Source organism: Amycolatopsis sp. FBCC-B4732, from assembly GCF_023008405.1.
GTDB lineage: Bacteria > Actinomycetota > Actinomycetes > Mycobacteriales > Pseudonocardiaceae > Amycolatopsis > Amycolatopsis pretoriensis_A.
On record NZ_CP095376.1, the window covers coordinates 8,243,353 to 8,261,962 of the forward strand.

General features: G+C 71.1%; 20 protein-coding genes. 3 read left to right on the top strand and 17 right to left on the bottom strand.

What is annotated here, in order from left to right:
- Positions 1 to 19: 19 nt before the first annotated feature.
- Together MUY14_RS37025 and MUY14_RS37030 are read right to left on the bottom strand one after the other, a co-directional pair.
- Positions 20 to 790, bottom strand: a complete 771-nt coding sequence (locus tag MUY14_RS37025; RefSeq protein WP_247016397.1) for a dioxygenase — start codon at positions 788 to 790, stop codon at positions 20 to 22.
- 67 nt (positions 791 to 857) lie between these two features.
- The gene (locus MUY14_RS37030; protein ID WP_247016399.1) at positions 858 to 1,250 is read right to left on the bottom strand and encodes a helix-turn-helix domain-containing protein; all 393 of its coding nucleotides are present in this window, start codon (positions 1,248 to 1,250) and stop codon (positions 858 to 860) included.
- Between the two features lie 66 nt (positions 1,251 to 1,316).
- Here MUY14_RS37030 and MUY14_RS37035 point away from each other — a divergent pair, with 66 nt between their 5' ends.
- Positions 1,317 to 1,769 carry a MarR family winged helix-turn-helix transcriptional regulator gene (locus MUY14_RS37035; protein WP_247016401.1) on the top strand — a complete coding sequence of 151 codons (453 nt, stop codon included), beginning with the start codon at positions 1,317 to 1,319 and terminating at the stop codon, positions 1,767 to 1,769.
- Here the strand turns inward: MUY14_RS37035 and dnaB are convergent.
- The 12 genes from dnaB to MUY14_RS37095 form a co-directional block, all read right to left on the bottom strand.
- Positions 1,766 to 3,193 (bottom strand): replicative DNA helicase, encoded by a 1,428-nt coding sequence (gene dnaB / locus MUY14_RS37040; RefSeq protein ID WP_247025432.1) that lies wholly within the window; start codon positions 3,191 to 3,193, stop codon positions 1,766 to 1,768. The genes MUY14_RS37035 and dnaB overlap by 4 nt on opposite strands.
- A gap of 508 nt (positions 3,194 to 3,701) precedes the next feature.
- A complete protein-coding gene (locus MUY14_RS37045; RefSeq protein WP_247016403.1) occupies positions 3,702 to 4,490 on the bottom strand; it encodes an ESX secretion-associated protein EspG in 789 nt (262 codons plus the stop codon).
- 88 nt (positions 4,491 to 4,578) lie between these two features.
- On the bottom strand, positions 4,579 to 5,925 hold the full coding sequence (locus MUY14_RS37050) for a hypothetical protein (RefSeq protein WP_247016405.1): 1,347 nt from the start codon (positions 5,923 to 5,925) through the stop codon (positions 4,579 to 4,581).
- A 1-nt stretch (position 5,926) separates the two neighbouring features.
- Positions 5,927 to 6,523 (bottom strand): DUF3558 domain-containing protein, encoded by a 597-nt coding sequence (locus MUY14_RS37055; protein WP_247016407.1) that lies wholly within the window; start codon positions 6,521 to 6,523, stop codon positions 5,927 to 5,929.
- Positions 6,520 to 6,873, bottom strand: a complete 354-nt coding sequence (locus MUY14_RS37060) for a hypothetical protein (protein ID WP_315863238.1) — start codon at positions 6,871 to 6,873, stop codon at positions 6,520 to 6,522. Before MUY14_RS37060 ends, MUY14_RS37055 begins: the two co-directional genes overlap by 4 nt.
- A gap of 126 nt (positions 6,874 to 6,999) precedes the next feature.
- Complete coding sequence (gene rplI / locus MUY14_RS37065) at positions 7,000 to 7,461, bottom strand: 50S ribosomal protein L9 (RefSeq protein WP_003098743.1); 462 nt, start codon at positions 7,459 to 7,461, stop codon at positions 7,000 to 7,002.
- A 14-nt stretch (positions 7,462 to 7,475) separates the two neighbouring features.
- Entirely contained in the window at positions 7,476 to 7,724 is a 249-nt protein-coding gene (gene rpsR, locus MUY14_RS37070) for a 30S ribosomal protein S18 (RefSeq protein WP_003098744.1), read from the bottom strand.
- 43 nt (positions 7,725 to 7,767) lie between these two features.
- On the bottom strand, positions 7,768 to 8,286 hold the full coding sequence (locus MUY14_RS37075) for a single-stranded DNA-binding protein (RefSeq protein ID WP_247016411.1): 519 nt from the start codon (positions 8,284 to 8,286) through the stop codon (positions 7,768 to 7,770).
- 17 nt (positions 8,287 to 8,303) lie between these two features.
- A complete protein-coding gene (rpsF, locus tag MUY14_RS37080; RefSeq protein ID WP_176742059.1) occupies positions 8,304 to 8,630 on the bottom strand; it encodes a 30S ribosomal protein S6 in 327 nt (108 codons plus the stop codon).
- 102 nt (positions 8,631 to 8,732) lie between these two features.
- Positions 8,733 to 9,650: a hypothetical protein gene (locus MUY14_RS37085; protein WP_247016413.1), complete on the bottom strand. Its 918-nt coding sequence runs from the start codon at positions 9,648 to 9,650 to the stop codon at positions 8,733 to 8,735.
- 87 nt (positions 9,651 to 9,737) lie between these two features.
- The gene (locus MUY14_RS37090) at positions 9,738 to 10,646 is read right to left on the bottom strand and encodes a hypothetical protein (RefSeq protein WP_247016415.1); all 909 of its coding nucleotides are present in this window, start codon (positions 10,644 to 10,646) and stop codon (positions 9,738 to 9,740) included.
- A 125-nt stretch (positions 10,647 to 10,771) separates the two neighbouring features.
- Complete coding sequence (locus MUY14_RS37095; RefSeq protein ID WP_247016417.1) at positions 10,772 to 11,572, bottom strand: hypothetical protein; 801 nt, start codon at positions 11,570 to 11,572, stop codon at positions 10,772 to 10,774.
- A 114-nt stretch (positions 11,573 to 11,686) separates the two neighbouring features.
- Between MUY14_RS37095 and MUY14_RS37100 the strand changes: the two genes are divergently transcribed.
- Positions 11,687 to 12,460, top strand: a complete 774-nt coding sequence (locus tag MUY14_RS37100) for a deoxyribonuclease IV (RefSeq protein WP_247016419.1) — start codon at positions 11,687 to 11,689, stop codon at positions 12,458 to 12,460.
- On the opposite strand, the gene MUY14_RS37105 is transcribed toward MUY14_RS37100, so the two are convergent.
- Entirely contained in the window at positions 12,457 to 14,007 is a 1,551-nt protein-coding gene (locus MUY14_RS37105) for a glycosyltransferase family 87 protein (protein ID WP_247016421.1), read from the bottom strand. The two genes, MUY14_RS37100 and MUY14_RS37105, sit on opposite strands and share 4 nt — an antisense overlap.
- Before the next feature lie 48 nt (positions 14,008 to 14,055).
- Entirely contained in the window at positions 14,056 to 15,114 is a 1,059-nt protein-coding gene (locus MUY14_RS37110; protein ID WP_247025434.1) for an ROK family transcriptional regulator, read from the bottom strand.
- 47 nt (positions 15,115 to 15,161) lie between these two features.
- Here MUY14_RS37110 and MUY14_RS37115 point away from each other — a divergent pair, with 47 nt between their 5' ends.
- Positions 15,162 to 16,214, top strand: coding sequence for a Gfo/Idh/MocA family oxidoreductase (locus MUY14_RS37115; RefSeq protein ID WP_247016423.1), 1,053 nt, complete (start codon positions 15,162 to 15,164; stop codon positions 16,212 to 16,214).
- Between the two features lie 34 nt (positions 16,215 to 16,248).
- Here MUY14_RS37115 and MUY14_RS37120 read toward each other — a convergent pair whose 3' ends face one another.
- Complete coding sequence (locus MUY14_RS37120; protein ID WP_247016425.1) at positions 16,249 to 18,582, bottom strand: transglycosylase domain-containing protein; 2,334 nt, start codon at positions 18,580 to 18,582, stop codon at positions 16,249 to 16,251.
- Between the last annotated feature and the right edge of the window lie 28 nt (positions 18,583 to 18,610).

Sequence of the window (18,610 nt, forward strand, 5' to 3'; positions counted from 1 at the left end):
TCGTTCGTGTCCGGGGAAGTCAGGAGAACTGCAGGGAGCGCTTCGCCAGGCCGTGCCAGAAGCCGTCGATCACGGTGCGGCCGGAGCCCTCGTCCGTGCTGGCGCCGAGGGAGACGAACAGCGGCGCGAAGTGCTCGATCCGCGGGTGCGCGAGCGTCGCCGCCGGTGCCTTGTGCCGGAAGTCGAGCAGCGTGTCGACGTCGCCGCTGCGCAGGACCTCGTCGCCCCAGTGGTCGAACTCGGCCGACCACGCCGGCGGGGTGCCGTCGGTGGCGCGGGCCATCCCGCTGAGGTTGTGGGTGAAGAAGCCGCTGCCGACGATCAGCACGCCTTCGTCGCGCAGCGGCGCGAGCTTGCGGCCCAGGTCGAACAGCTCCTGGGGGTCGAGCGACGGCATCGAGACCTGCAGCACCGGGATGTCGGCGTCCGGGTACATCTCGACGAGCGGGACGTAGGCGCCGTGGTCGAGGCCCCGCTCCGGCGCGTCGTGCACCGGTGTGTCGGTGGAGCGAAGCAGCTTGCGCACCTTCGCGGCCAGCTCCGGTGCGCCGGGAGCCGCGTATTCCACCTGGTAGTAGCGCTCGGGGAAGCCCCAGAAGTCGTACACGAGCGGCACGGTCGTCGTCGCGCCGAGGGTCAGCGGCGCTTCCTCCCAGTGCGCCGACACGACGAGGATCGCGCGGGGCTTCGGCAGGTCGGCGGACCAGCCGGCGAGCTGGCGGGTCCAGGTGGCGTCGTCGGCGAGCGGCGGGGCGCCGTGGCTGAGGTAGAGGACCGGGGTGCGGGTCATCGAGCGCTCCAGTGATTGAAAGTTCAACTACTAGAGTACTGGACGCCGGGAGGGCCCGGGATATTCCTCAGGCCGCTTCGAGGTTGGCCGCGCACCGCTCCAGCGTGCGGATCGTCGTCCGGTAGTCGTCGTCGCTCACGCCACCGGTCGCGGCCGCGCGGAAGGCCTTCACCTGCTCCTCGACGCGGGCGTGCGCGCCACGGCCGGCTTCGGTGAGCTCACCGGTTTCGGCGACCCAGCCGCGGGCGCGCAGGTCGGCGACCTTCGGGGCCATCGAGCCCTCGGCGGCGACGAACGGCGCCATGGCCGCGTCGACCTCCTCCGGCGTGCGGGCGCCGAGGGCGATCGTGTTGAGTACCTGCCAGTGCCGCCGGGTCAGCGATTCCGCTTCGAGGACCCGGGCCATGGAGGATTCGAGGAGCTCGTGGAGGTGGCGCAGCCACCAGCCGAGGGGTTTCATGAGGACTCCGATATGTCGGTGAACAACTGCATGTAAAAGTACATGCAGTTCGGAGGTGGAGCAACCATGACGGACGCGGTGGCCGACGTCGAGCGCGCGATGATCGCGATCCGCCGCGGCCAGCAGCGGCGGGCCCTGAGCCGGATCGGCAAGGCCAGGGGCCGCGGCGCGCACGACCCGGTGCACGAACTGCTCGACGTCGTCGAGGAGCTCGGCGACCGCGGCGAGCCCAGCACGGTGACGGCCTTGAGCGCGGCGATGGGCGTCGACCAGCCCCGCGCGAGCCGCCTGGTGGCGCGCGCGGTCGAGCAAGGGCTGCTTCGCCGCGAAGCCGATCAGCGCGACGGAAGGCGCGCGGTACTCGTGCCGACCGAAGCCGGCCAGGCGCACCTCGACGAGCTGCACGCCTTCCGGCGCTCGGTGTTCGCCGAGGTCATGGCGGACTGGCCGGACGAGGACCGCGACACCTTCGGCCGCCTGCTCACCGCGTTCGTCCGCGGGTACGGCGCCCTCGGCTAGTCGTGCGAGAGGTCGACGAAACGGCTGTAGTGCAGCTGGTGCGCGACGGTGATCGTCGCGGTCGGGCCGGCACGGTGCTTGGCGATGATCAGGTCCGCCTCACCGGCACGCGGGTCGTCGCGCTCCCAGGCGTCCGGGCGGTTGACCAGGATGACGAGGTCGGCGTCCTGCTCCAGTGAGCCGGACTCACGCAGGTCGGACAGCATCGGGCGCTTGTCCGTGCGCTGTTCGGGACCACGGTTCAGCTGGCTGATCGCGATCACCGGGACCTCGATCTCCTTCGCCAGCAGCTTCATCTGCCGCGAGAACTCCGAGACTTCCTGCTGCCGCGACTCGACGCGCTTGCCGGACGTCATCAGCTGGAGGTAGTCGAGGACGACGAGCTTCAGGTCGTTGCGCTGCTTCAGCCGCCGCGCCTTCGCCCGGATCTCCATCATCGTCATGTTCGGCGAGTCGTCGACGAACAACGGTGCTTCGGACACCTCGCTCATCCGGCGGGCCAGCCGCGTCCAGTCGTCGTCGGACATCTTGCCACCGCGCATGTCGGAGAGGCGGATCTTCGCCTCGGCCGAGAGCATGCGCATGACGATCTCGGTCCGGCTCATTTCCAGCGAGAAAATGACGCTGGTCAGCCCGTGCTTGATGGACGCCGACCGGACGAAGTCCAGACCCAGTGTCGACTTGCCGACACCGGGGCGGGCGGCGACGATGATCATCTGGCCCGGGTGCAGGCCGTTGGTCAGCTCGTCGAAGTCGGTGAAGCCGGTCGGGATGCCCTGGGACTGGCCGCCGCGCGAGGCGATCGCGTCGATCTCGTCCATCGTCGGCTGCAGCAGCTCTTCCAGCGCGACGTAGTCCTCGCTGGTCCGGCGCTCGGTGACGTCGTAGATCGCGGCCTGCGCGCGGTCGACCACCTCGTCGATGTTCGCGCCGTCGGCCGCGGCCGCGCCGTAGCCGTACTGCACGATCCGGGTGCCCGCCTCGACCAGCCGGCGCAGCACGGCCTTCTCCGAGACGATCTCCGCGTAGTACCCGGCGTTCGCCGCCGTCGGCACCGTCGCGATCAGCGTGTGCAGGTAGGGCGCGCCGCCGACGCGGCCCAGTTCGCCGCGCCGCTCCAGCTCCGCCGACACCGTGATCGGGTCGGCCGGCTCGCCGCGGCCGTAGAGGTCGAGGATGCAGTCGTAGATCGCCTGGTGCGCGGGCCGGTAGAAGTCGTCGGGGCCGAGGGCCTCGATGACGTCGGCGACCGCGTCCTTGGACAGCAGCATGCCGCCGAGCACGGACTGCTCGGCCGCCATGTCCTGCGGCGGCTGGCGGTCGAACCCGCCGCCGCCACCCCCGCCACCGCCGTCGGGCGGTGGCTCGCTCGGGCCCGGGTCGGACTCCGCGTACATCGGACTGCGGTCGTCGGTCAGCGCCACCGCCCCGGACACCTCCTCATCGTGTCGAACACCCGTTCGATTATGCCGGATCTTCGCTCTCGAAGCACGCGGCTCGTGCCGTGCTTCCCCGTCACCCGGACCTCGTCACCGGAGATGATCGACGACAACGTCGACCGGCGGCCGCAGACACGCGGAGCGCCACGGTGAGTACAGGCCCGAGGCGGGACGCTAGATCCCCCACACGGCCGATGGCAATTCCGGGTGGGGAGCCTTCTGTGGACAACCTGGGGATGAATGGGGGTAACCAATCACAGGTGGCGTGAGAGCTGTGGACAAGTTGGGGACAAGCGTGATCGGTCTCCCGAAACCCCCAGGTCAAGCCATGTGAACAAGCTGTGGAGAACTTGCGGAAAACTCGTTCGGCGTGTCGCGTGAAGTCCGTCCTTCGGCGTGTCGTGGACCAGTCCGGGCCCATTGACCCCCAGGGCCTGTGGATGAATATCACGCAGGGTAGAGCGGCCACCCGGTGGACTGAACGGCGCGGGCATCAGGCCGCGGTGAGCCGGCCCTGTGCGCTGCGTAACCGGTCAGCGAGAACGCGCTGGTCGGCCGGGGTGAAGGCGATCCGGTTCTCCCCGCGCCCCGGAACCTCTTCGGTCAGCCACCGGCCTTCCGACGTATCGATGTAGTTCACCGGCCGTTCGATCCGGTGCCGCGCGCCACTCCGGTTGCGGGCCGCGACGTAGAGGCTGCCGCTGCCCATCCGGCGCAACGCGAGGATCCGGCGGAGCTCGTCGGCCTCCTGCGAACCTTCGGCCGGGCGGTCGTTGCGCAGCACCGCGAACCCGTCGTCGTCGCGGCGGGCGGTTCCTTCGATCTGGCTCTTCGGCACGGTCAGCGGAGCACCGCGACCGGGCGCCAGCTTCGGGATCTGGCCGAGGAAGTCGTCGAGGAGTTCGCCGGGGCGCGAAGAGCCGAGCACGACGACGTCCATTTCCTCGTGCTTGGCCAGCACGAACGCCTCGCCGCCGGCGCTGCCGCCGAGCAGCCGGTAGCTGACCGGCTTGCCCTGGAAGCCGCCGTCGACCCAGCCGTAGTACTCCAGCTGCGGCCGGGCGATCGCCTCGACCGTCGCGACGAACCCGGGGTGCATGCCGCGCGGGCCGAACAGCCCGGCCTTGGCGAGTTCGGCGTTGACGCGCTCGTCTTCCTCGCGCTGGGCCTCGTCGCTGTACCAGGTCGGCGTCTCCGCGAGCACCGTGTGCGGCTCGCCGCCCCGGCGCCGGATGAGGTTGAGCAGGGTGCCGGTCGTGATGGTGACTTGCCTGTCCAGCACCGCTCTTCCCCCAGTCGAAAACAGTTCTCGAACCCGCTGAAAAGCCGGGCGCGCCCATCTTGGCACGCGCCCGGTGGCCCCGCGTGCGCTACTCGCCGATGACCGGCGGCGCGGTGAGCTCGTCGGTGCCGAAGATGTCGTTCGGGTCGTCGCCGAGGAGGTACTTCGACGTGCGTTCCTCGTCGCCACCGCCCTGGCCCTTGGCGCCGTGCCCCATGCCGCCCATCCCGGTGGCACCGGCCCGGCCGGCCCCCGCGCCGCCCGCGCCCATGGCACCACCGGCGGCGCCGGCGCCCATGCCGCCCCGGCCCGCGCCCGCCCCACCGGGCACGGCCGCGCCGGTCGAGCCGCCCGGCCCGAAGCCCCCGCCGCCCGGGCCGAAGCCCGCCGACGGGTCACCGATCCCGCCCGAGCCGCCGGGGCCGAAGCCCCCGCCGCCGGGGGTCGAGAAGTCGCCCGCGCCACCCGAACCACCGGGACCGAACCCGCCGGCCCCGGGGATCTTCGGCGGCGTGAAGCCGGACGCGTGGGTGCCGTCGAAGTTCGGCGGGGTGAACCTGTCGGCCCCGGGGATCTGCGACGGGTCGTAGTTCCCGCCGGGGATCTGCGGCGGGTCGAACTTCGGCGTCTTACCGGGGTCGAAGCCCGGCACCTTCGACGGGTCGAAGCTGCCGCCGGGCGGCGTGGTCGGCTGGCCGCCGAAGGACGGCACACCCCCCGCACCCGGCATGTTCACGCCGGGCATCGAGCCACCGCCGCCGCTGCCGCCGCCGGTCCCGTCGCCGGTGCCGTTCCCGTTGCCACCCGGCTTCTTCTTGCCGTCCTTGCCGCCGTCGACGTTCACGTTCTCCTGCTGGCCCTTGAGCGCGGAGTACGTCGGCAGCTTCTGGCCGTTGTCGTTGCTCGCCTTGTAGTAGGTGTTGAAGGCGTCGACGTTGGCCTGGCCCTTGGCGTTGTAGTCGCGGATCGCCCGGTCGGTGTCGGTCGTCCACGGCGTCACCGCGTTGAGCAGGTTGTTCTTCGGCGGGTCCTTCGGGACCTCCTGGACCTGCGTGTGCACGGTGGTGAAGGCGTTGTGCTGCTCGCCGAGGTACTTGTCGGACTCGGTCAGCTTGGTGCCGGAGTCCTCCATCCACACCCGCAGCGGGTGCGCGCCGGCGTTCTGCGCCGCGTCGGAGCCGCCGCCCGTCCAGGCCGCGTCCATGTCCTTGGCCAGGCCGTCGATCGTGCTGAGCCGCTCGGCGTAGGCACCCTTGAGCCGGCTCGCCGCCGACTGCCCGTTCGCGATCGAACCCGCGCCGGGACCGGTGGTGATCTTCTCCCAGATGTCGTAGCAGTCGATCTTCCGGTCGCCCTGCGCCGAGGTGTGGTCGTCGGAGTGCGTGGTGGCCATGTTGTAGGCGGCGAAGCCGCCCAGCAGCACCAGTTCCAGCATCTCAGCCTCCCAGGGTGTGGATCATCGCTTCGCCGAACTTCTGCGCGACCGAGCACGGGTCCGAAGCGCCGGCGCCGTTGTCGTACTGCACCAGGATGTTGACCGCGAGCTCGTCGGTCACCGCGACGAACAGGCCGCACTTGCCGCTCTTGCGGTCGTCGACCGCGGCGGCGTAGACGGCCGGGTAGCCGGCGGCCTGGGTTTCGCCCCAGTAGGCGTCGTTGGCCTTGGTGTCGTAGACGTCCTGGAGCCCGTTCTTGTTCGCCGTCACCGTGGTCACGTCGATCTGGTTGCCCGGGTCGGCGGCTTCGGTGAACGTGCAGCTCGGGCCGTTGCCCGTGGTCCGCGGCTCGCCTTCGCCGAGGCCTAGCTCGGAGCGCGTCGACGCGGACTGCGTCGCGCAGGCGTCCGAGGTGATCGACCCGGTGTTGAGCGGGCTCGGCACCCGCGGCGCGGTGTCGGCGACCGAGCGGGTCTCGCTGCTGGATTCGGCGGTCGACGGCGCCGCGTTGGCGGTGCCCCTGGTCTTCCCGCCGCACCCGGCGACGGCGAGCACGGCACAGGCCAGTGCCGGGACGGCGAGCAGTCGTCGGTTCACGTGGCCTGGTTCCCCGTCTTCGCCATGTCGGCCTGGGTGTCCGACTCCTTGGTGGTGATCTTCTGCTTCGCCGCGGTCAGCGCGTCGATGTAGTTCGTGACGTATTCCTGCATCTTGCGGTTCTGCTCGAGGAAGGCCTGGCCGGACGGGTTCGCGAGCTTCTCCCAGTCCTCGCTGGCGAACTCCTTGCCGGGCGCCTTCACGTTCGCCATCAGGTTGGCGTCGTTGTAGTCGCGCTTCAGATCGGCCCGAAGATCCTGCCACTTCTTGATGACGGCGTCGATCTTGTCGGCGTCGAACGTGAAGCCACCGCCACCGGCCGGTGCTGACATGTTGACTTCATTGGCCATCCGGATCCATCCCCTTCGCGTCCCCGCCCATTCTCCTCCGACGCCGCCCGTGTGTCCGGGGTTCCCCCGAAACGCGTGAAGGCGGGCCGCCCACCAGGGACGACCCGCCTTCCACGAGGTACTGCCTTACTGCGCGACGGCCTTGACCTCGAGCCGCACGTCGACCTTCACGTCCGGGTGGAGCCGGGCGCCGACCGAGTGCTTGCCCACGGTCTTGATGTGGTCGCGGAGCTCGATGACCCGCTTGTCGAGCAGGGGGCCACCGGCCGCCTTGATCGCGTCGACGATCTCGCCGGCGGTGATCGAACCGAAGAGCTTCTTCGAGCCCTCGGCCGCCTTGCCGGTGAGCTGGATGGCGCCGAGGCCCTCCAGCGTCGCCTTGATCTCCTTGGCGTGGTCGAGGTCGCGGATGCGACGGCTCTCCTGCGCGCGCTGGATGGTGCGCACGTTCTTCTCCGCGCCCTTGGAGGCCACGATCGCGTAGCCCCGCGGGAGCAGGTAGTTGCGCGCGTAACCGTCCTTGACCTCGACGATGTCGCCGGGGCCGCCGAGGTTGGCCACGTCCGTGGTGAGGATGATCTTCGCCATTTCAGTGCCCTCCCTTAGCGCGCGGTCGAGGTGTAGGGGAGCAGCGCCATTTCGCGGGAGTTCTTGACCGCGATGGCGATGTCACGCTGGTGCTGGCTGCAGTTGCCGGTGACGCGACGGGCACGGATCTTGCCGCGGTCGGAGATGTACTTCCGCAGCAGGTTGGTGTCCTTGTAGTCGATCAGTTCCGGGCGGCCCTTCTTCTCGGCCTTGCAGAACACGCAGACCTTCTTCTTGGGCTTGCGGATGGGTGGCTTGGCCACTGTCTACTCCTGGTAATTCAAATCTTTGTGGATGTGTACGAGATCAGAAGGGGGGCTCGTCCGAGAAGCCGCCGCCGCCACCGCCGCCGGCCGGCGGGGCGGAACCCCACGGGTCGTCGGCCGGCGCGCCGCCGCCACCGCCACGGTTGCCGCCGCCACCGCCGCCGCCGCCGAAGTCACCACCGCCGCCGCCACCGCGGCTGACCTTGTTGACCTTGGCCGTGGCGTAGCGCAGCGAGGGGCCGATTTCGTCGACCTCGAGCTCGACGACGGTGCGCTTCTCGCCTTCCTTCGTCTCGAACGACCGCTGCTTGAGGCGGCCCTGCACGACGACGCGGGCGCCGCGGGTCAGGGACTCGGCGACGTTCTCCGCCGCCTGCCGCCAGATGTTGCAGCGCAGGAACAGCGCCTCGCCGTCCTTCCACTCACCCGACTGCTTGTCGAGCGTGCGGGGCGTGGACGCGACGGTGAAGTTCGCGACCGCCGCACCGGACGGGGTGAAGCGCAGTTCCGGGTCGGACGTCAGGTTGCCGATCACCGTGATGACGGTGTCTCCAGCCATCGGGGTTCCCCTCGGGCTCAGGCCTTGGCGGCAGCGGGCTTGGCCGCGGCGCGCTTGACCTCGCGGCGCATGACCTTGGTGCGGAGCACGGTCTCCTGCAGCGACAGCTGGCGGTCCAGCTCCTTCACCGCGTCCGAGGACGAGTTCAGGTCGAGCAGGGCGTAGATGCCCTCCGCGTGCTTCTTGATCTCGTACGAGAGGCGACGGCGGCCCCAGACGTCGACCTTCTCGACGCTTCCGCCCGAAGTGCGGATCACGTTGAGGAACGTGTCGAGGGTCGGGGCGACCGTACGCTCGTCGAGCGTGGGGTCCAGGATGACCATTACCTCGTAATGGCGTGACACAACCACTCACCTCCTATGGGCTCGCGGCCACGGACTGTCCGTAGCAGGAGGGTTTGTCCAGGTAAGGCTACCTGGGGGTACCGGCAGGACCGGACGGCGGGGTCAGCTCGCGCGGCGCAGGACCCAGGTCCGCACCAGCCCGGCGGTCACCCCGGCCAGCACGATCACCGCGAGCAGCATCGGCAGCTGCACGTCGTTCGAAGCCCCGTTCGAGGCGAGCGACTGCGCGTTGCCGGCGTCCCGGATGTCGGCGCCCTGCCCGCTCTGGTCACCGGCCCCGGCCTGCGGCGCGGACGCGTCACCCGGAAGGGTGCCGTTCGCGGGGTACCGGACGCCCGGGGCGACGGCCGTGCCGGCGGTCGCGGTGGGGATGCCGCTGTAGTCGCGCATCGGCGCGCTGCCACCCGTGCCCCCGGCGGTGCCGGGGTTCAGGTTGGAGAGGTTGCCGGACGTCCCGCCGGGGGCGGTCCCGGTGCCACCCTGCGGCGTACCGGTGCCACCGGCGCCGGGCGTGCTCGGCGGGGCGTAGTTGGTGGCGACGGTGGTCAGCCCGCAGCTCTTCGCGACGTTCGCCGAGACCGCGCTGAGCACCTCGGCCTTGGTGCCGTCCAGCACGCCGAGACCGTTGGAGCCCTTCAGTGCGGTGGCGACGGCGCTGCCGATCGCGGAGCCCGCGATCGTGCCGCCGGCGGAGTTCGGCACCTGGCCGACCGCGAGCGCGCCCTTGCCCGCGATGGTGTCGGCGATGGTGTTCGGCCACACCGAGAGGGCGGTCCAGAGGTGGGAGTTGACGTAGTCCTGCGCGCCCTTGCGGACGAGTTCCTTCACCGACGTGCCCTGCACGGCGACCGTGTCGCCCATGCTGCCGTTCACCGCCCCCGAGCAGGTGCCGGCCAGCGTCGTGGCGGCCGAGGCGGTGCCCGAGGAGAGGAACGCTCCCCCGGTCACGAAAGCGGCGACGGCGGTGACGGTCAGTGCGCGGCGGGTCGTCTGCCAGGTGGGGATCTTCCGCACGAGCACTGTCCTCCAGAGGGAATTACGGGGGCGTCGTTCCAGGCAACACCAGGATCAACGAAGGAGATACGCGAAAGATACTCGGCAGTCGGGTCAATTCGCAGCGGCCATTCGGCGGAGCACCCAAGTGCGGACGAGGCCCGCGCTGACTCCGGAGAGTGTCAGGACCGCGATCAGCAGCGGCAGATTCGACCCGTTCGTGAAACCGTCCGATGCGGACGGTAGTGCTTCGGCGCGGCCTGCCGTCTGGACGCCAGCACTGCCGTCGGCCGCGGCGGCGTCGGGGCCGGTGAGGCCGTACTGCGGGGCGTAACCCGGGATCTGGCTGCCGTACCGGATCGCCGGGGACGGGGTGAACAGGCCGGCCGTCGCGAACGGGATGCCGCTGTAGTCGCGCATCGGGGCGTAGCCCGTGCCGATGCTGAACGGGAAGCCGCCGAACGCCGGGCTCGCGCCGCCGCCGGAGAAGCCGGGGAGCAGCGGGCTGTTCGCCTCGGGGATGCCGCCGGAGCCCTGCGGGGTGCCACCCTGCTGGTTGCCGCCGGTCCCGCCGGAGGGCGGTTGCTGCGGGTTGCCGCCGGTGCCGGGCTGCGGGGACGACTGCTTGCCGCCACCGTTGATCGTGTTGAGGCCGCTCGTGCCGGCGGAGTTGAGCCCGTCCGCGGCCTGGTTGAGCGCGCTCGCGGCCGGTGCGCCGACCACCGGTACCGGCGAGACCACGGTGTTCACCACGTTGACGGTGACCTTGCAGACCGTATTGAGCAGGCCACCCACGACGCTCGTGAGGACGGTGGTCGCCTGGCCGACGATACCCAGGTCGATGGTGGGAATGCCGAGGAGCGAGCCCTGGATGTGGTCGCCGGGCTTGGCGGTCACTGTGCTGCCGCACGGAACCGTCTTCGTGTCGGCCGAGGCTGTGCCGGGCAGGCCGAGCACGGCCGAACCCGCGAGCACGAACGCCGTCGCACCGACCGCCGTTGCCCTCCGTGTCCGCTCCTGCATGCGCGCCGCCCCTGGTGTCGTGGCCTCTTTCCCAGGACAACGACGTTAGGGCAGCCGGGTAACGCCCGCGCGCTCAGAAATGTCTGGCATTCGAGTGGTAGCGGGCGTGACCCTGCGTCAAGGGGTCAGGCGGGACTGCGGCGGATCCACGCCCGGACGAGGGCCGCGGCCACGATCGCGAGGGCCAGGACCGCCAGCAGCATCGGCAGTTTCGCCGGCGACGTGATGGCGGGCAGCGCCTCCGCGGTGCCGGACTTCTCGGCGTCGACCGTCGGGACCTGCTGGCCCGGGATGATCTGCGCGACCACCGGGGCCTGCACCAGGCTGCCCGGCAGCAGCGCGGCGTTGGTGAAGATGCCCGAGATCGCGTCGCCCGGCAGGCCCGCGTTGCCCGGTCCCGTGGTCACCGGGCCGGTGCTGTCGCCCGGCGGGTTCTGCCCCGGCGGCACCGGCGGCCGCGGCGGTACCGGCGACGGCGGCGTGGGCTGGGGCGGGTTCGGGGCCGGCGGGAGGGGCAGCGGGGGCAGGTCCGCGCCCTGCACGACGCCGCCGACCGTGTTGACGACGCCCTGCGCGGCCGGGCAGACGGCCTTGGCCGCCGCGTCGCCGACCACCGGGACCTCGCCGATGCCGAGCGCCTTCACGGTGTCGCCCACCGGGAGGGTGAGCAGCGGGGCCGTGCCGTTCGTGTTCCGCGCGCTCGAGTCGAGGCCGATCGTCAGCTGGTTCGGCGAGTTCAGCGGGGCGCCGGCGTCGAGCACGAGGCCCGTCTTGGCGTCGCGGGCCTGGCCGTTCTGCAGCGTGGCGGCGCAGTCGCCGCCGAGGGTCGGGCTGGTGTCCGCGCTCGCGATGCCCGGCATCGCCAACGTGGCGGACGCGGCGAAGGTGAATCCCAGTGCGGTGATCCGGGTGAGCTGCTTCCCCATCGATGCCCTCCGGCAGTCGGACCAATCTGGATCACGGAACGCGCTCACGGTACTCCACGAGCGTCACCAACCGGTCCCGCAGGGGAAAAGAGCGCCCGGAGTAGCGTGCTCGGCATGCTGATTGGCGCCCATGTCCGTGACGACGACCCGTTGACCGCGGTCGCCGAGCGCAAAGCCGACGTCGTCCAGTTCTTCCTCTCGGACCCGCAGGGCTGGAAGGCCCCGAAGCCCCACCCCCACGGCGAGGCCATCGCGGCCGACCCCGTCGAGGTGTTCATCCACTCGCCGTACCTCATCAACGTGGCTTCGCTGAACAACCGGATCCGGATCCCCTCCCGCAAGAACGTCACGCAGCACGCGGACGGTGCGGCGGCCATCGGCGCCAAGGGCCTGATCGTGCACGGCGGGCACGTCGGCGCGAACGACGACGCCGAGGCCGGCCTCGACAACTGGCGCAAGCTCTTCGAGCGCGAGCAGGAGAAGGGCGGCTTCAAGGTCCCGATCCTGATCGAGAACACCGCGGGCGGCGAGAACGCGATGACCCGCGACCTCGACGTCATCGCCCGGCTGTGGGACAAGGTCGGCGAGTTCGGCGCCGGGTTCTGCCTGGACACCTGCCACGCGTTCGCCGCGGGCTGGGACCTCGCGACCGCCGTCGAAAAGGTCAAGGCCATCACCGGCCGGATCGACCTGGTGCACCTCAACAACTCCCGCGACGAGTTCGGCTCGACCCGCGACCGGCACGCCAACGTCGTCGAGGGCGAAGGCACGATCGACCCCGAGGTGCTGGCCGAGGTGGCCCGCGCCGCGGGCGCGCCGGTCGTCGTCGAGACCCCGGCCGACGGTCAGGCCGCCGACATCGCCTACCTGCGGGAAAAGCTCGGCTAGCCGGCCACGGCCTTCCGGCGGCGCTTGGTGGCGTTCGGGACGATCACGTCCCGGGCGCCGTCGAGGAAGCCGCCGGCCGGGTCGTCGTCGCCCGCCAGCCGGACCAGGTCCGTCGACGGGCGGTAGATCTCCCGCACGACCAGCACGCACAGCCCCACGACGGCCAGGTCGCGGACCACGACCGTGCCGAGGAACCAGCCTTCGGGCAGGCCCTTGTGGTCGACGCCGAGGTAGTAGAACATCCGCGGCACCCAGACCAGCGCGTCGATCAGCATCCAGCTCAGCAGCAGCCGCCAGCGCGGGATGGCCAGCACCGCCAGCGGCACCAGCCACAGCGAGTACTGCGGGCTCCACACCTTGTTCGTCAGCAGGAACGCGGCCACGACCAGGAACGCGAGCTGGCCGACGCGCGGCCGTCGCGGTGCGGCGAGCGCGAGGTACGCGATCCCCGCGCAGCAGGCCAGGAACAGCACGGCCACGGTGAGGTTCAGATACGTCGGCGTCTGGTTCTTCTGCAGCACGCCGTCGAACCCGGCCCAGCCCGTCGTGTACGAGAGGACGTTGTACAGCGAGTCCGGGTCCATCGGCCGCAGGGTGTTCATCCGGAAGAACTCCCACCAGCCGCGGGTGGCGGTGAGGATGAACGGCGCGTTCACCACCAGCCACGTCACGACGGTGGCGCCCGCGGTCTTCCAGAACGGCGTCAGCTTCCCCGCGCGCAGGCACAGCACGAACAGCACGCCGAGCAGGAACAGCGGGTAGAGCTTCGCCGTCGCGCCGAGGCCGAGCAGGAGCCCGGCGAGCAGCGGCCGTTTGCGTGCCCAGGCCAGCAGTCCGGTCGCGGTGAACGCGGTCGCGATCGCGTCGAAGTTCGTGAAGGCGTGCACCAGCACCAGCGGTGAGATCGCCACCAGCACCATGTCCCACGGCCGGCGTTTCATCGTTCGGCCGGTCGCCCAGACCGTGACGAGCCAGGCGAGCGCGAGGAACAGCGCCGTGAGGTCGAAGTAGATGGCCACCGGCAGCCCGCCGGGCAGCCAGCCGGCCTCGGCGACGTGGTACCAGCCCGCCGCGAGCTTCGCGTTCGCCCACTGGAAGAGGCCGGTGAACACCGGGTACTCCATGTACCGGGTGCCGTTCTCCGCCGTCTGGGAGTTCTCCTTCCACGACGTGTAGTACGGGAAGGTGCCCGGCCGGTCGAGCCGCTCGGAGCTGTAGAGCGGCACGATGTCGGAGTAGCACATCGCGACGAACGGGCGGCCCGCGCGCCAGTCGAGCTGGGTGGCGCCGCTGGAGTCCTGGTACTGCTGGATGCAGGAGCCCTTGCCGAACCAGCAGAGCATCAGCGCGAGCGTGGCCAGCAGCAGCCCGACGCGCTGGGGCGACCAGAACCAGTGCCTGCCGACCGCCGCGTGCTCACCGAGCGGGCCGCCGACGGGTCTGGTGACCGCCGCCGCGAGTGGCTCGTTCCAGCTCGGGACGACCCGGTCGGCCCGGGTCAGCGTCACGGGGCCGGGGTCCGGCTCGCGCGTGGTCTCCTCTGGCACGAGGCGGATCGTATCGGTGATCGCCGAGCGCGGCGGTGAAGCCGGTGATCATGCCGGATTCGCGTAGTACGAGGCCAGGACCTCGGCGGCCGCGCCGCGGGTCACGAGCTCCTCGCCGGAGGTGTCTTCGACGACCTCGATCCGCTGCCAGTGCGGCAGTGGCAGCAGCTCCTCGAGCCGGGCGGAAACGGCTTCCCGGTGCACGTCCGGTTCGTCCCGCACCGCGCGGCCGGCCAGCACGATCCGCTCCAGGTCGAGCACCTGGACGAGGTCGGCGAGCCCGATGCCGAGGTAGCCGGCGGCGGCCCGCGTGTCCGGCGCCCGCTTGGCCATGATCTCGACGCAGCCGCGCCGCCCGCAGGCGCAGACCGGCCCGTCGTAGGCGATCGTGGTGTGCCCGAACTCACCCGCGTTGGTCCGCGGGCCGCGGTAGAGCCGCCCGTCGATCAGCAGGCCGACGCCGATGCCGGTGCCGACGAGCACCACCGCGGTCGCCGTCGGCTCGCCGTGCGGCCAGAGCCGGGCGAACGCGGCCGCGTTGGTGTTCTTGTCGAGCGACACCGGCAGCCCGGTGCGCTTCTCCAGCAGGTCGCGCAGGGGGACGTCGTGCCAGCCCGGCATGTTCGTCGCGTCGCGGACCAGGCCGGCGAGGTGGTCCAGCGGGCCGACCGCGCCCAGGCACAGGCCGAGCACGTCGAAGCCGTCGGCGAGCTCGAGCGCGGCGGTGCCCATGGCCTCGACCGCCTGCTCGGGCGTGAACCCGGGCGGCAGCGGGCCGCCCGCCGTCTCCTCGACCTCGCCGATGAGGTTGGTGCGCAGCACGCGGAACTCGTCGCGGTCGAGCCGCGCGCCGAGCGCGTGCCGGGCGCCGGGCCGGACGGTCAGCAGCGTGCGCGGCTTGCCGACCCCGGCCGACGGCTGGCGCTGCTCGTCCAGCAAGCCGGCGTCGAGGAGTTCGGGCACGATCTTGGAGACGGCCTGCTGGGTGAGCCCGGTGCGTTCGGCGAGCTCGACGCGGCTGAGGCCACCGGCGCGCAGGATGTGCGTGAGCAGCAGGGCGCGGTTGTGCTCCCGCACGCCGCGCAGGTTGACCCCGGTGTCCGCCATGGACAGGATCTTCGCACGCCTGGCCAATTACGCAACAGTGTTGTTTAATGGCGGACATGAGTGACTTGCGCGTGGGTGTTCTCGGCTACGGCATCGGCGGACGCGTCTTCCACGCCCCGCTGGTGGCGGCGACGCCCGGCCTCACCCCCGCGGTGATCACGACGTCGTCCAACGCCGCGCAGGCGCGCACCGACCACCCCGGCGCGGAGGTCGTGCCGGACGCCGACGCGTTCTTCGCGCTCGCGGACGAACTCGACCTCGTCGTGGTCAGCACGCCCAACCGCACGCACGTGCCGCTCGCGCTGCGGGCGATCGAGGCCGGCCTGCCGGTGGTCGTCGACAAGCCCTTCGCACCCACCGCGGCCGAGGCCGAGCGGGTCGTCGCCGCGGCGAAGGCGGCGGGCGTCGGCCTGACCGTGTTCCAGAACCGGCGGCTCGACTCCGACTTCCTCACCGTCCGGAAGGTCCTCGAGTCCGGCAAGCTCGGCGAGGTCTTCCGCTTCGAGTCCCGCTACGACCGCTGGGTGCCCAAGCCCAAGGACAACTGGCGTGAGTTCGGCGACCCGGCCGAGGCCGGCGGCCTGCTCTACGACCTCGGCGCGCACATCGTCGACCAGGCGCTGCAGCTGTTCGGCCCGGTCACGCGCGTCTACGCCGAGGTCGACCGCCGCCGCGCCGGCGTCCAGGTCGACGACGACGTCTTCGTCGCGCTGCACCACGCGAACGGCGTCCGCTCGCACCTGTGGGCGAGCGCGCTCGCGGGCACGCTGAACCCGCGCTTCCGGGTGCTCGGCGACCAGGCGACCTTCACCAAGTACGGCCTCGACGTGCAGGAACCGCAGATCAAGGCGGGCATGCGGCCGGGCGACGACGCGTGGGGCGTCGAGCCGGCGTCGGACGCGGGCAAGATCGGCGTCGGCAACGACACCAAGACCGTCCCCACCGAGACCGGCCGCTACGAGTCGTTCTACGCGCAGGTGCGCGACGCGCTGCGCGGCGAAGGCGAGTTCCCGGTCGACCCCGAGTCGTCGGTCGCGGCCCTGCGCGTGATCGAAGCCGCGCACCGCTCCGGCGTCGAAGGCGCAGTGGTCGCCCTCTGACCGGCCGTGACCTCGGTGACCCCCAGCTCCGAGGTCACGGCCTCCTTCGGCCGCGCTGCTGGTCCTGCAGTTCCTGCAGCCGCTGCTGGAATTCGCGGATCCGGTCGAGCTGGTCGTTCTGCTGCCGGTTGCCGCCGTCGCCGAACTGGACCGAGTCCCGCTGATCGCGCTGTTGTTGTTGCTGCGGCGGCGGTTGCTGGACCTGCACCCGGTCCTGCGGCGAGCTGATCGCGGCGACGCGGTCGAAGCGCTCCCCCGGCCGGCCGCTCAGGTAGAGCTGCATGAACCGGTCCCAGATCGGGCCGGCGAGCGTCGAGCCGAACAGCGGGGCGCCACCCGGGCCGCGGAGGGCCTTGTCGCCGTCGCCGCCCACCCAGACCGCGGCCGACACCGAAGGCGTGTAGCCCACCATCCACGTCTGGGAGTTCGCGTTGGCCGCCGACGCGGGTTCGTCGTTCTGCGGCGTGTGCTGCTGCGTCCCCGTCTTGCCCGCGCATTCGTGACCGGTCGGGCAGGTCAGCCGGGAGAACTGGATCACCGGCGCCAGTGCCGCCGTCACGTTCCCGGCGATCTGCGCGCTCTTCTGCCGGTCGTTGTCGGCGAACGCGTCGGCCGAGCGGAGCTTCGCCTCGTACGCGGTTTCGCCGTTCGCGTTGGTCACCTTCTGCACGAAGTGCCGGTCGCGCTGGACGCCGCCCGCGGCGAAGGTCGCGTACGCCGAGGCCATGTCGGACGGCGTCACCTGCGTGCCGCCCCCGCCGATGGAGATGTTGTTGTCGCCGGTGAACAGCTCGCTGCGGCCGCCGTTGTCCTTCGTCCGGATACCCGCCTCCCGCGCCGCTTCCGCCACGCCGGCCGGCTTCGTCACGTTGAGGACCATGTCGTAGAACACGGTGTTCGTGGACCGCTGCATCGCCTCGGAGACGGTGCACTCCTGCGAGCAGCTGCTGCTGTCGCCGGCGTTGCGGATCGGGAGGTCGACGCCGGGGAACGTGCGCGGGGACGTGCCGTCGAACCGCGCGTCGAGGCCGCGGCCGAGCTTGAGGAACGCCGCCAGGTCGAACGGTTTCATCGACGACCCGGGGTTGTGCGCCTCGTCGGCCCAGTCGCGCCCGGCCAGGTCCTCGCCGTTCGGGCCCTTCACGATCGCCTCGCCGCCGTGGTAGGCGAGCACGCCGCCGGTCTTCGGGTCGACGGCGACCAGCGCGTTGAGGATCCGGTCGTCGGTCTGGCCGTCCATCCCTTCGGCGACCGCCTTTTCGGCGGCCTGCTGCGCCTGCGGGTCGATCGTGGTGAACACCTGGAACCCGCCCGAGTAGTACTGCTTCTCGTCGATGCCCTGCGCGGCCAGTTCGGCCTTGACCTGCTTCTTGATGAACGGGTTCAGCGCGCCGGCCTGCCTGCTCTCGCGCAGCGGGATCGGCGTCGGGAACTTCGCCGCGGCGCGCTGGGCCGGCGTCAGGTAGCCGTTCTTGAGCATCCGGTCCAGCGCCGTCGTCCACCGGTTCGTCGCGACGGCCGTGTTTTCCGACCGGCCCGGCTGCTGGATCAACCCGGCGAGCAGCGCGGCCTGCGAGTAGTCGAGCTGGCCCGCGTCCTTGCCGAAGTACGCATGCGCGGCGGCCTGGATCCCGTACGAACCGCGGCCGAAGTAGATGATGTTGAGGTAGGCGGTGATGATGTCCGCCTTGTCGTAGGTCTGGTTCATCTTGAACGACTTCGCGAGCTCGGCCCACTTGCGGGTCAGCGTCGGGTCGTCGTCACCGGAAGCGTTCTTGATGTACTGCTGGGAAATCGTCGAGCCGCCGCCGGAACCGCCGGTGACCTGGTTGTACGCCGCGCGCAGGATGCCGCCGACGTCGAAGCCGGAGTTCGTCTCGAAGGACGCGTCTTCGGTGGCGATCACGGCTTTCTTGACGACGTCCGGGATCTGGTTCGCCGCCAGGATCTGCCGGTTGCCGCCGGTGGGCACGTCCTTGCCCATCTCGGTGCCGTCGCTGAACAGGTAAGTGACGGCCTGGCCCTGCGCCTGCGCGATCGTCTCCGGCGAGGGGACGTCGACGGCGGCGTAGGTGATCGCGAAGGCGATCCCGGGGACGGAGAAGAACAGCCCCGCGGCCACGTACCCGATCCGCCGGACCCGCCGCCACCGCCGTCGTCGCAGGTCCTGGGCGGTGAGGGGCCGCGGCCGCCGCGGCGGCTCGCCCACGCGCTGCCGGATGATCGGCACGGTCGGCGGCTCGTCCGGCTCGGTGCCGTTGTGCGTGTGGTGGGTGATCAGCTCGGGCTCGCTGCCCAGCAGCCCGGCGCGGGGCGCGGGCCGCCGGGCGCGACGGCGACGGGGGTCGGGCTGCCGGTCGTGGTTCACGGGCCGTCCTCCACGGTGGGCTGCGGAC

Coding starts and splice junctions, on each gene's coding strand:
- MUY14_RS37110 (WP_247025434.1), bottom strand. CDS start 15,114: ATGGCGGACACCGGGGTCAACCTGCGCGGCGTGCGGGAGCACAACCGC.
- MUY14_RS37060 (WP_315863238.1), bottom strand. CDS start 6,873: ATGGCCAATGAAGTCAACATGTCAGCACCGGCCGGTGGCGGTGGCTTC.
- MUY14_RS37025 (WP_247016397.1), bottom strand. CDS start 790: ATGACCCGCACCCCGGTCCTCTACCTCAGCCACGGCGCCCCGCCGCTC.
- MUY14_RS37030 (WP_247016399.1), bottom strand. CDS start 1,250: ATGAAACCCCTCGGCTGGTGGCTGCGCCACCTCCACGAGCTCCTCGAA.
- MUY14_RS37090 (WP_247016415.1), bottom strand. CDS start 10,646: ATGCAGGAGCGGACACGGAGGGCAACGGCGGTCGGTGCGACGGCGTTC.
- MUY14_RS37100 (WP_247016419.1), top strand. CDS start 11,687: ATGCTGATTGGCGCCCATGTCCGTGACGACGACCCGTTGACCGCGGTC.
- rplI (WP_003098743.1), bottom strand. CDS start 7,461: ATGGCGAAGATCATCCTCACCACGGACGTGGCCAACCTCGGCGGCCCC.
- MUY14_RS37035 (WP_247016401.1), top strand. CDS start 1,317: ATGACGGACGCGGTGGCCGACGTCGAGCGCGCGATGATCGCGATCCGC.
- MUY14_RS37095 (WP_247016417.1), bottom strand. CDS start 11,572: ATGGGGAAGCAGCTCACCCGGATCACCGCACTGGGATTCACCTTCGCC.
- MUY14_RS37115 (WP_247016423.1), top strand. CDS start 15,162: ATGGCGGACATGAGTGACTTGCGCGTGGGTGTTCTCGGCTACGGCATC.
- MUY14_RS37050 (WP_247016405.1), bottom strand. CDS start 5,925: ATGCTGGAACTGGTGCTGCTGGGCGGCTTCGCCGCCTACAACATGGCC.
- MUY14_RS37075 (WP_247016411.1), bottom strand. CDS start 8,286: ATGGCTGGAGACACCGTCATCACGGTGATCGGCAACCTGACGTCCGAC.